Here is an 11728-nt window from a genome sequence, read left to right as displayed (position 1 = left end):
AACCATCGGCAAGAGGGTATTCGTGAATGTTGAGGCTGTTCGCATGCATGCCGCGCAACGTGGTCAGGAGTTCTCGTTGTGACTAAATTTTCCTTTCCCTTTAAAGCTGACTGTGCATTTGCTTTAACAATGCAAGGCGTTGCTCAAATTGTGGATTTTGAGCACGGAGGGACAGCATGAGACCACCACGTCACTCCTTGGTAAAGCGCGTGCTTAAGAATACGTACAACCCTTATGCCGAAGCTTCTGGCTGTTCGACGCGATCCCGTGTCCCTGATTCACAAATGTATGGCGTCGGCGAACCTTCGCCAGGTCGCGCTGACCGTGCCGACAGCGCGCCAGCGCTGCCGGTGCGGAGCAGCGCGATTGCCGAAAACGCCCAGTTAGTGCCGAAAATATCGCATGTAGGCGCCACAGAGTGTTATCCCTTTAATAACATGGGGGAAAACTTAGAAGGCGCCTATTCTGACTCTTGGGAAAGCGTCTGTGATGAAGATTTCGGAGAAGTGAAGCTAGTTTTGGCTGGCAAAGGCGAAACGAAGACTTTGCTGGTTCGTCGTCCATCGTCAGCTCAATGCTGCGTAATCGATTGGATGAATTTCACGTTATCAGAAGATACCTGGTCAAAGACTGCTGGACGAACACTGATTAGTGACGAGGAATACCTAGAAGAGGCCAGTCGTCATTTCGAAAAGATTTTTGGTTTTGGCGTTACAACGCATCGTGGTCAGAGGCTAAATTTCTATACAGATTCGTGGGTACTTGGCGATGGTATGGGGTTTGTCGGCTTCGGAAAGCAAAACAGAACCATGTTGATCATGCTTTCGGGCCAGGGTTGTATGAATGCAATCCCAGGTTGGGAGAAGCGTCTGTATGACTTCCTAACGCAGGTAGCTGTACGTCCGTCGATCTCTCGTATAGACCTCGCACATGATGATTTTGACGGCTCATACCTATCCGTAGATTGGGCTTATCAACAGTGGAAGGATGGTGGTTTTAACTTTAGAAAAGGTGGTCGCCCGCCTGAAATTCAGAAGCTTGGAAATTGGGACCGTCCTAGTGGCAAGGGCCGTACGCTCACAATTGGTCAGCGTACTTCGAGCAAGTATTTCCGTTTTTACGAAAAAGGTAAAAAAGAAGGTGACAAGTCATCTCTGTGGGGGCGTGCTGAAGCTGAGTTGAAAAATAATAACACCATCATAGACATGGCAGTTTTACTGAATCCAAGTAGTGTCTTTGTTGGGCTATATCCATGTTTGGCACAGTTTGACAGCAGGCAGACCCCAGTGCGGTTGGTTGTTAAGGCCCGCGCTCAGAGCATTACGATTGAGGACTCCATTGCGATTACAAAGCGCCAGTTCGGAAAATATATACGTGTTTTTCGGGCGTTGTTCGGAGACAAGGAAACGCTCGATTTTATTACCAATGAGGACGAAAACGCCTTTCCAAAGCGACTTAAACCGTTTCTCAGTTTTGCTGATAGTGGACCGGTTCCAATGCATAAGGAAACACCGGTAAACATCCCCGAATTTATTTTTATTAAATCCGTCCCCGTCTTCCGGCCTAACGGGGCGAACGGTTTTGCATAGGCCAAGAAACTAAGGATATCCAATGAAATTTAGCTCAACACTCAAAGTCACCGGCATGAAGTTCAGCAAGGGAACAATGGAGAACGGCCAGTCTTACGACAGCACCAAAGTGTATGTCGAGACTGCGCTGGACAACAGCAAGGACTCTGCCATGGGAACTGCTTGCGCAGAGTACGGCCTCGGTAAAGCAGACGAGTACCAAAAATACAAGCACCTCGCCGATGCGTTTCCTTTCATGGCGTTGGCCGAAATGGAAATCGTCACGAACGGCAAGCTCCAAAAAACTGTAATTCATTCGCTGCGTCCGGTTGAGGCAGCCAAGGCAGCTACGCCGGGTGCCAAACATGTTGCCGCATGAGGTTGCGGTTAAGTTCGTAGTCCAAGATGAAGAGTCGGGATGTTTTTTGCTTCCTGTCCAGGGCGACGTAGGCTTTACCCGTTGGCTTCATGAAGCCGGACAGTTTGACGGGTATGACGAGGCTTGCGATACCGCCTCTGTGAACTGTCACGAAGGATATTTTGTGTCGCAGGTCTTATGCGCGGAGGTGTGTAAGTGGATTCAGTAACGCCAGAAATACTGATCAGCATCTCTGTCGTAGTTCTCTTCGCTCTCGGTTGGATTGCGGGAGGCCAACGATGACCGGCCTGTTCAAGTCGCTCGGGCCGATCCTATTCCTGACAGGACTATTTGTCGCCGCCGTCTATCTTGTCAAGTACGTCATTCATCGGATTGTGGACCACAAATGACCATTTACCAGGTTGTCGGCTACTGCCTAACTGCGTTCGGCCTGGGCTATGCGGGAGGCGCGATTCGACGTATTGCGCGTCAGGCTATCGAGTCGCTTGATTAAGCCTGTGATTTGTCACGATAAAGTTTTCGAAGCACTCCCCGGCATTGCCAAACCGGGGTTTTATTAACGGCATTTTTTAGAGAGTCACACATGAAAGTAATCACTAAACAGGCGCTGGTCGCCGCTTCCGCAATGGCCGCTACCGGTGCAGCCTTCGCAGCTGGCGATCCAGGCGTCGAGGCCATTACTGCGTTGTCCGCGGTTGGCCAGACGTATATCACCGCCGCTTTTGCTGTCGCCGTGACGGTCGCTGGTGGCTTCTGGGGTATCAAGATGATGAAGAAGGCTTTCGGTAAAGCTGGCTAATCCTATTCTGGGATTTTACCTTCGGCCAGCGTTTAGCGACTCTGGCCGTTTTTTATGCGCCTCACACCATGACATCTATCAAGAAAATTATCGCTGTCACTCTTGTTTCCGCCGCGCTTGTGGTCGTTCCTATGCGCTCGCAGGCTATCGTCCCCATCATTGCAGCTTGGCTGCTTGAGCTGACTGGCGGTTCTATCCTGATCGGTGACTTGATTGCGGGCCAGACCGGCATCATCAGTGCGATTCTTTGGTGGGACTGCAATAAATTCGCCTTGAGCGCACCTTGCACAAGCAAGACGCCTATTGCCTCAACCCAGCAGCCGAAGCCGGCGATTACGGTGAGTCTCAAGCCTGATACCAAGCGGCAGAATCCTGACCCGAAAAAGTTCAATGATCCTGCAGCCGGTAGTGCCAAGCGCGATGTGACTCCTAAGCCCGTCATCGCTGCTTCTGGTAAAGGTCCTCCAGCTAGTGCCCAGGAAGTTCCTGGTGTTCCAGTTGGACCTTCCGATATCGGAGTGCTTAAGCAGGCGAATATCGGAGTCGCAGGTACGGATGCTGAAGTGCAGCGTGCTCAATACAACGGATCATATTCCGCAGGCGGTCTTGTGACCGGGATTTTAGTCGTTCCCCAAAAATTACCGGCATCGCCGCTAGCCATTCCGTTCATTGCATTGCAAACCACGTGTGTGACTAAGAAGGATCAGGATTATCCAGATTGTGTCGGTCCTCTACGTGCCACAGAGAATTATCTTCAGCAGTTCAACGGTGGCAAGTTTATCAGCCAGGCTGTGATCGAGTGCTGCACCGGTAATGTCTATCGTTATGTCAGTGTCGCCTACCTGTTCGATCGGTCTACCGATGTGACTTTGGCGTGTGATCCTGGCTATGTTGATAGTGGTCAGGATCGTAGTGGTAATTATCAGTGCAGTTTGACCGACATTAGCAAGGTAAAAAAGCCGATTGATACCACTTGTGAAGTGTTATTTGATCCGGCTACAAAGCTATTTATGACTGATCGGGCTAATCCAGCCTGTGACGGCATTGACGATACGTCCAAGCTGACGCTCTCATCTGCTGACGGTTCCAAGTCTGTTGAGGTCGGAGCAAACGTTGGTAATGGTTTCGATATTGGGATTACAAAGCAGGACGGTAGTAAGACTGGCCTAGACACTGGAGTATACGACCCTGGGACCGGGGGCTATGTCATCGTTCACGTCAACATTACTCCTCCTGAGAAACCCGATAACGGCTTGGGTTGTGGCGGTCCCGGTCAAAGCGCGTGCAGCGTTGAGTTTGCGCGTGACGATGCCACTAATATTAAGTCCAGTGATACCAACGCCGCCAACCGTACTGCGGACACGGGCATGAAGGGCAAGCTCGATGCAATTAGCTCAAGTCAGTTCAACTGGTCTTTCATTCCCTCGATACCTACGGCGGTCTGTAAAAATCCGTCGCTCAAAAGTCCCATAGGCAACGTTACCATCAACATGGATATTTGCATCTGGTTTGACCGTCTCTCGTTCTTTATCAACGCTGTGCTTGGTGTGCTGTGCGTTTACGGTTGTGTTAACCAAATTCAATCGGCCATTCGGGACTGATCATGAGACGATTCCCTTTCCTAATGCTGGGTTTATCCGTTATATGCCTTGCAATGACAGCCTCTGCTAATGCGCAGACCACTAGCACGGCATGTGGTGGCTCTTCGCAGCCTCGTTGTCAAGTCACGGCACCTGCCGATCAAGCCACAACCGATTACACGAAATCAAACACGGACAATATCGGCTCTTGGAATACTTATTCTCAGTCGCAGGTCAATGTCGCATCGAGCCGTTTCACTTGGTCGTTTGTACCCAAAATTCCGACTGCGGCCTGCGTCAATCCCATGATTGATAGCCCCAATGATGGTGGTGCGGTGATGATGGAAATTTGCTCCCCACTTGCCACTTTTCAGACGTTCATTAATGGCGTCTTGGCTTTCTTCTGTCTACTGGGCTGTGTCCAGCAAATTCGGGCCGCACTGGCCGTCAACTAGGAGCATCATCATGTGGGCAACTCTTATTGGTTATCTCGGCTTCGAGAATACCGCCAAAGTCGGGATGCGCGTTTGGGCCGTCACCACGCTAACGGCAATGGTCGCAGCGTTATGGGCCGCTGGCCAGGTCTGCGCAAACGTTGTTTGCGGTCCCGTCATTCAAGGCATTAGCCAGTCTCACCCTAACTTCGCTGTGGGCTTGTCGCTTGCATTCAACCCGGTCACGTACACGCTCTCCAGCGTGTATTGCAGCGTGTGGGCAGCATGCGCCCTATACACGTATAAGAAGACCATCCTCGACAAGCTGATCTGACATGGCCGTTTACGCTATCACTGGCAAGCTCGGAAGCGGTAAAGGCAAGGGCGCGATGAAGCGGTTGCGCGACTACCTGCGCGCTGGCAAGCGCGTTGCGACTAACTGTGACGTGTTCATGGAGCATATGATGCCGGGGCAGTCGAAGCAGACCGTTATTCGTGTGCCGGACAAACCCACGGCAGCGGACCTGTACGCCATTGGCTCAGGCAACCGCTTCATCGACTTCGAGCCTGTGCTCAAATACACCGCCAAGGGGATCGAGTACACGCCGCCCGCGCCGCAGCTTCTCCCCGGTTTCGATGAGTCGCACAATGGGGCGCTGTTCCTCGACGAATGCGCGTCCTGGTTGAATACCCGGGACTTTCAAGCTGGCGGACGGAAGGAGCTGCTGGAATGGGCGATCCATGCACGTAAGTACGGATGGGATGTGTACTTCATCTGCCAGAATATCAGCCAGATTGACAAGCAGTTGCGCGACAGCCTGTTCGAGTACGTGGTGCGCATGAACCGACTCGACCGGATGAAAGTGCCGTTTGTTTCGGCCGCCTTCAAACTGATCACGGCTGGCTTCAGCGACGGCTCACTGCCCCGCATGCATATCGGCGTGGTGCGCCTCGGCTGCTCACCGGATGGCGTCGTAGCCGACCGCTGGCACTTCCGGGGTGATGACCTGAACCGGGCTTATAACACCACACAAGTGTTCTCGGACAGCTACCCGCATGCTATCCATTGCTTGCTGCCTAGCTGGCACTTGCAGTCACGCACCGGCATCCGTCCTGGCTTCGTTGGCCCGGTACGTATTCCCCAGGACTACGAACTTCTCGCAGTCCGCCCGATTCCTCCCAAACCACCGCACAAGCACATGACCAAGTTTCTCGCAATCGCTCTAATATTTGGCCTCGTACTCGGGGGCGTAGGCTCCCATGTACTTAGGCCGATGTTTTTCACCCCCTCTGTCGCCGTAGCCGATGCTGCCAAGCCGGTCAAGTTCTCCGAGACCGTTACTGGCAAAGGGTTTCTCACCAATTCCGGTTCCGTGAGCGTGGTTCTTTCCGATGGCCGTGTTGTATCGCCGCTGCGCTTCAAGTCTGGTGCCAGCGGCTGGGAGGCCGAAATCGAGACAGGTTTATGGGTCAGAGGAGGCGCGCAATGAGACGCTTCCTGTCGGCCCTGATCCTTGCCCCGGTCTTGGCGTTTGCCGCACCTGCCCCAGCTCCGGTTTCACTGAGCTTTAATGCCACGCCGCTGATGGCGTTCGGCGAAGCTATGTTTAAGGCGATCATGCATCGGGACTTCGTGGTATCCCCCGACGTCATCGGAATCGACAAACGAATTACGATCAACGTAAAGAACATCGACGCCGCCGAACTGCCACGCTTCGTTGAAGATCTGCTGCTGCGCGAGGGAATTACGACGACGCTCAAGGGCGGTATCTACTATCTATCACTGAACCGTGGGAGCGGCCCTCAGGATGTCATTGCAAGCCAGCAGCTACCTGCGCACTCGGCTAGTCAGGCAATGAGCCTCAGTAGCCCGCAAATCGCGCCGATGGGCATGGACGGTCACGTGATGCAAGATGCCGCAGGTTTTCAAACGAGGAAAGAAGACGAAGAATCGGAACTCTTTGCTCCCATTCACCGGACCAGCGAATTTGTGAGCGCAGTTGTCGCCGCTGGTTTTGGTGCTAAGGCTGCCACCGTCGCTGGCGAATTGGTGGTGCTTACTGGCTCTAAAGCAGCTGTTTCCAAGATGCTTTCGTTGTGCCGCAGTCTCGACACGCACGCCAAGATGGTCGACGTCTCGGCATCGTGGATTGAAGTCACTAACAGCAGCGGCTCTGGCCGTGGCATTTCATTGGCGGCTTCCTTTCTGGGGGCCAAGCTGGGAGCCTCGCTCGGTACAACTAATTCGGGTTCGGTCATCAGTCTGAAGAACACACGCTTTGAGCTGGTCATCGATGCGCTGAATAGCGATACCCGTTTCAAACAGGTTACGAACAGCCGTCTTGTTGGCTATGACAGGACCAAGCTTAAATTGACGGTGGGTGACAAGACGGCCACTGTTTCCAGTAGTGGCAACGACAATGCAGGCAATCGGGTTCAAAACATCGTGTATACGCCGTCCGGGGTCATCATTGATGCCTTGCCTCGCGTGTTGGGGAGCGGAGAGATTAGCCTGGACGTGGATGCGCAGATCAGTAGCTTTAAAGCAAATAGTAGCGGGCTTATCGGGTCCCCGACACTCATCCTGCGCCAGTTGACCACCACTGTAGGTCTTAAAGATGGTGACGTAATACTGCTGGGCGGATTGCAGGATACCCAGTCGTCGGAGTCGAAATCCGGGTTGAGTATCCTGCCTGCATCCTGGTCCGCTGGGTCGGACAGCAAGACTCAGACCGATCTAGTGCTCGTGGTATCTGCAAAAGTCTTGGCGGACTAGGGTAAATTGTATTGCTATTTGCAACAGCTGTAACAAGCTGATGAACGAACGTTTCATCGCCGTATGTTGTTGCGATTGTGGGATTATCATGGGATGGTTGGACGGGGTAAAGGCTCAACTAAATGAGGATGGCAACTCGGCTCAATCACGACGCGCACTCGACTTCTGAGTGTTTATGCGTACATATTTTGGGCTTCGTCCGTCAGGAAACTTTGAAGGCATTGACCGGTTTTATCAACGAGAATTTACCGTGAAAAGTCGCTAGTACCTAGCTATCGGCACTGACACCGAAGCGACCAAGGCGATGGGGAATCGTTGCCCCGTACCAATGATAAAAGGAAAAATAATGAAAACATATGTTCGCCTGACTGATGTCGGTTTCGCCGCCAAGATGGAAGATGGGCGTTGGATCGAGCGCTCCGATTTGCTTGACCTGGCTCATGAGCTACACGCCGCTGGTGTAAATGCTGACGATGTGTATTGTGGCGATTGGCGCGAAGGAGAGAATATTTTGATGTCAGGCCAACAGGTCGCCTTGAAATTTGAGTTGCGCCAACTTGGGTTGCGCACATGATTATATTCTTGGATTTTGGCGCTGAAGTCGAGTTGCCCTTCAGCGTCAAACCCGAGTGGCTCTAGCGATCTGAGTGTTTATGCGTGAAAATTCCTCGGTACGCCAGTCAATGGAGCGTTCAATATCATGCGCCGTTTCATCGACGAGGATATACCGCCAACTGCTTCTCAGGACCTAACAATAGATCGCCTGGAAGGAGGTGCGATTTCGATCGAAGACTGACCTAAAGCCAGGAGCGTTTAAGTATGAATTTACAAGAGCTAGCTTACGTCGTGCCGGTTTATATGCATGCTGGCCGACGATACTTTATTCGGATTCAGGAGATTCCTGGTCCTTGGCGCGACCACTTTACGAAGGCGCTACGTGGTTCAGCGTGTCCGGTGCTGGAAGGTGAAGGAGCGTTGGCGTATGTTTGGGATTGGGAGGCATGGATTGAGGGGCGTTGGGCTGGTCGTCCACCTCCAGCTGCCTGAATCAAGGAAAGTGGCCTAGCTAGCGGCATAAGATATCTGAGTGTTTATTCGTTGCATTCTGAGTGTTTATGCGTGAGCAGTCTCCGACACATTTGTCATCTTGAACGACTTCTTTTGCCAAATCGTGGTCTATTTAGGACGTTGTAAGCATGGAAAAGAAATTGGTTTTGTTTTTGGATTTTGATGGCGTTTTACATCCAGACGCCACCTATCTTGTACGCGGCCGTCCCATCTTGCGTGCCGATGGGCATCTGTTCATGTGGGCCGACCGCTTGATTACTTTGCTGGCACACAGCCCTAACGTGGATATTGTCCTTTCCACAAGCTGGGTGCGTGATCTGGGCTTCTCGCGCGCGCGTGCTTATTTGCCCGTGGAACTTCAACACCGTGTTGTTGGTGCTACCTGGCACTCAGCTATGGGCCGGAATGCGGATGGTTTTAAAAAATCTGTAGCTTGGTGGGACAATGTTAGTCGTTACGAGCAGATTAGACGCTGGGTTGATCGAGCAGATGTTCAGAATTGGATCGCTGTTGATGATCAACCTTCTGGTTGGGCCGTGTCTGACCTAAGTAATTTGATTCAGACAGATAGCGACGTAGGTCTTTCTGGTCATACATCATTTTTCAATCTTTCAATGGCTCTTCAGAACTTGGCCTCTCGTCAGTAGCTGAGTTTATATTTCTGACGGAAATGAGCGTTTACGCTGAATGTCGATGCAATGCCTGAACGGAGAAGGAGTCAAGGGGACGTGGAATACCGCAGCCGGGTTCATCGGCGAGGATATGCCGCGAAAGCCCCTTGACTCCTTCGCAGTGACCCACGCTTCAAGCAAGGGGCAGGGAGGTTCTTCCCCTGCTCCCGCCGCCTCGCAAGCGAGAGACCCCCGGTAGGGCCGTCGGAGACGGTCTACAGACCATTTAGCAACTTTATGCTACATGATATTTCCTTAAGAACTTAAATTCTGTGATAATTTCCTGTTTGCAATCGATCATAGGGGGAAATTTGGGAATCAATGTTGTTGGAAAGGTTGTTTCTTATGATGGCTCGCATCAAAAACTTATCAACACTGCTCCTGCTTCCAACCCTACAGTGTCGATTACGCAGGGATTGACTATTCACTCTGTTTTTCAACGGATGCCGGCTCGGAATAGGTCAGGTGACGGTAATCCATTAATGTACGCACTTAAGAATTTGAGGAAGTATACGATTGCTCGCTCTGAGGTAATTCAATTTCTTCCCAGTTTTTACGAGATTCTTGTCAAGCTTCAGGCAGAGTATGGTGCCGCTACGTTGCTTCCGATGCCATCCAGTCATCCACTGGCGTTATCCTTAGCGCGGCGTGCTCAAAGGTTGCTGCCAGGAGCAAGTATTTCGAAAAACTTGCTTTTGAAAAAGACATGTGGTCAGGTTCACGGTGAACTCGTTCTCACAACGCCGCCAGCGTCCCATCAACAAGAATTTACGCAGTTGCTGGCCTACTTGATGAAAAATGCCAATCTGCCGTTGTCACTGAAGGAGGTTGATGTAAAATTGAGACATCTGACCGATCCCTTGATTATCAATAATCAGGTGCCGGTGCCGAACTCACCGATTGTTCTGGTAGATGATCTTATGGCAACAGGAACGACATTATTACGGGCCAGAGACCTGCTTCGAGCACAGGGAGTTACAGCGGAGATCAAAGCTCTTTGCTTGTTTAGTAAGCTGTAAATAGCGTAGTCGTTGACTCATTCGCGCACCTGTGCTACTCTATATGCATCGTATTAAGACCGCGCCTATGCCCGGCGGTCTTTAAAAATCAAAGCGCAGAGAGTTGTTGCTCTGTGGGTCCGTGCAAGCACCGTGGAACGAGGTCAGGCTTAAGCGCAAGTATCGTTCAGTTAGGCAACGGCTAACACTATGGGGGAACTCTTGGAAACAAGCGTTCCCCTTCCTTTTTCAGCGGTGAGAATTTTGATGTCGTGGAGAGCTAGTTTTAGTGATGGCTGGCAACGTCAACGAAGTGTCAACGGCATAGCTGGACAATGCGAGTGCAAAGCGGCATCGAATGACCGTAAGCCACTGATTTAATGGATAAAGTGGTTGTATAGCAGGCTTAATTTAACGACTCATAATCCGTTGGTGCCGTGTTCGACTCACGCGAAGCCCACCAGAATTTGCAATAATAAAAAAGCCCCGGCGGGCAACTGCCGGGGCTTTTTTCGTGCTGTCGTACAATCGCGGCATTGTGATTTATCAAGGGTGAAATGAGATGACGGCTGAAGTGAAGATGGACGATATTGTGGTGGGTGACGGCAAGGCGGCGGCGCGCGGTACGCTGATTACGGCGCACTATCGGGGCTGGCTGGAAGATGGGACGGAGTTTGATTCGTCGCACAAGCGGGGCGAGCCATTTCGCTGCGTGTTGAGCAATAACAAGGTGATTCAGGGCTGGATTCTGGGTTTGCAGGGCATGCAGGTGGGCGGCACGCGCAAGCTGTGGGTGCCGGCGGCGCTGGCGTATGGCGAGCGGCAGGTGGGCTTGATTCCGCCAAACTCCAATTTGATCTTCGAGATTGAATTGCTGGAAGTGCTGACGCGCGATTGATGTCTAGATGATGTAATCAGGCCGATACGACGCCGGCTTTTTTCAGCAGCAGTTGCTCGACATCGGCGCGCAGCGCTTGCTGCGTGGGGAAGTTGGCATAGCGCAAGGTCACGTAGCCGGCCAGCCTGAGCATGGCGTCGCGTTCCCTGTCCTGGCGTTCGCGGCCGTTGTGGCTGCTGTCATCGAGCTCGATCACGGCGATGACGTTCAGTTGCTGGCTGCACAAAACAAAATCGGCCACCTTGCGGTCAAAACGGTTTCTGTTCGCCCATCCCTTCGCCGTCACCAGCGCGGAAAACGCCACTTGCGCCAGCACCGTGCATTCCGGCAAGGCCGTTTGCAGCAGGTGGTACATCTGCTGCTCGCGCGCCGTCATGACGGGTTTTTTGTGCAGCCGCAGCGGCGCACGGGACTTCGCGTTTCCGCGCACGGCCAGCATGGCAAAGAGCAGGAGCAAGGCCGCAATGGCGAGCAGGACGGTATAGGAAGGCATGGGCTGGCATCAGGATGGACGAGTCATGATGGTACGCGAACAGCGGCGTGTTTTCGTGCCGCTG

General features: G+C 52.3%; 14 protein-coding genes. 13 read left to right on the top strand and 1 reads right to left on the bottom strand.

The annotated features are described in order from the left end of the window. The first annotated feature begins 176 nt into the window (after window positions 1-176). The 13 genes from O3298_RS04955 (at window position 177) to O3298_RS04900 (ending at window position 11171) form a co-directional block, all read left to right on the top strand. Window positions 177-1589, top strand: a complete 1413-nt coding sequence (locus O3298_RS04955) for a replication initiation factor domain-containing protein (protein WP_305058654.1) — start codon at window positions 177-179, stop codon at window positions 1587-1589. Between the two features lie 22 nt (window positions 1590-1611). After that, window positions 1612-1947 (top strand): hypothetical protein, encoded by a 336-nt coding sequence (locus tag O3298_RS04950; protein WP_102294180.1) that lies wholly within the window; start codon window positions 1612-1614, stop codon window positions 1945-1947. A gap of 195 nt (window positions 1948-2142) precedes the next feature. Then, window positions 2143-2229, top strand: coding sequence for a tail virion protein G7P-2 (locus tag O3298_RS29150; RefSeq protein WP_219891698.1), 87 nt, complete (start codon window positions 2143-2145; stop codon window positions 2227-2229). 301 nt (window positions 2230-2530) lie between these two features. Then, a complete protein-coding gene (locus O3298_RS04945; protein WP_215405249.1) occupies window positions 2531-2746 on the top strand; it encodes a major coat protein in 216 nt (71 codons plus the stop codon). A 68-nt stretch (window positions 2747-2814) separates the two neighbouring features. Continuing rightward, entirely contained in the window at window positions 2815-4347 is a 1533-nt protein-coding gene (locus tag O3298_RS04940; RefSeq protein WP_305058653.1) for a hypothetical protein, read from the top strand. Window positions 4348-4349: 2 nt separating this feature from the next. Then, complete coding sequence (locus tag O3298_RS04935) at window positions 4350-4781, top strand: hypothetical protein (RefSeq protein ID WP_305058652.1); 432 nt, start codon at window positions 4350-4352, stop codon at window positions 4779-4781. A gap of 10 nt (window positions 4782-4791) precedes the next feature. Further along, window positions 4792-5094: a hypothetical protein gene (locus O3298_RS04930; RefSeq protein ID WP_305058650.1), complete on the top strand. Its 303-nt coding sequence runs from the start codon at window positions 4792-4794 to the stop codon at window positions 5092-5094. A 1-nt stretch (window position 5095) separates the two neighbouring features. Beyond that, window positions 5096-6250 carry a zonular occludens toxin domain-containing protein gene (locus O3298_RS04925; RefSeq protein ID WP_305058648.1) on the top strand — a complete coding sequence of 385 codons (1155 nt, stop codon included), beginning with the start codon at window positions 5096-5098 and terminating at the stop codon, window positions 6248-6250. Next, window positions 6247-7536 carry a type II secretion system protein GspD gene (locus O3298_RS04920; RefSeq protein ID WP_305058646.1) on the top strand — a complete coding sequence of 430 codons (1290 nt, stop codon included), beginning with the start codon at window positions 6247-6249 and terminating at the stop codon, window positions 7534-7536. Before O3298_RS04925 ends, O3298_RS04920 begins: the two co-directional genes overlap by 4 nt. 346 nt (window positions 7537-7882) lie before the next feature. Further along, entirely contained in the window at window positions 7883-8110 is a 228-nt protein-coding gene (locus tag O3298_RS04915; RefSeq protein WP_305058645.1) for a hypothetical protein, read from the top strand. Between the two features lie 622 nt (window positions 8111-8732). Next, a complete protein-coding gene (locus O3298_RS04910; RefSeq protein ID WP_305058644.1) occupies window positions 8733-9251 on the top strand; it encodes an HAD domain-containing protein in 519 nt (172 codons plus the stop codon). A 335-nt stretch (window positions 9252-9586) separates the two neighbouring features. Beyond that, window positions 9587-10294, top strand: coding sequence for a phosphoribosyltransferase (locus tag O3298_RS04905; RefSeq protein ID WP_305058643.1), 708 nt, complete (start codon window positions 9587-9589; stop codon window positions 10292-10294). Between the two features lie 541 nt (window positions 10295-10835). After that, the gene (locus O3298_RS04900; protein WP_305058642.1) at window positions 10836-11171 is read left to right on the top strand and encodes an FKBP-type peptidyl-prolyl cis-trans isomerase; all 336 of its coding nucleotides are present in this window, start codon (window positions 10836-10838) and stop codon (window positions 11169-11171) included. A 16-nt stretch (window positions 11172-11187) separates the two neighbouring features. Here O3298_RS04900 and O3298_RS04895 read toward each other — a convergent pair whose 3' ends face one another. Next, the gene (locus O3298_RS04895) at window positions 11188-11664 is read right to left on the bottom strand and encodes a DUF2726 domain-containing protein (RefSeq protein WP_289903670.1); all 477 of its coding nucleotides are present in this window, start codon (window positions 11662-11664) and stop codon (window positions 11188-11190) included. Window positions 11665-11728 lie beyond the last annotated feature (64 nt).

Source organism: Janthinobacterium sp. SUN137, from assembly GCF_030587265.1.
Classification (GTDB): Bacteria; Pseudomonadota; Gammaproteobacteria; order Burkholderiales; family Burkholderiaceae_D; genus Janthinobacterium; species Janthinobacterium kumbetense.
The sequence above is the reverse complement of the archived record's forward strand: the minus strand, read 5'-3'. Positions and strand labels throughout refer to the sequence as shown.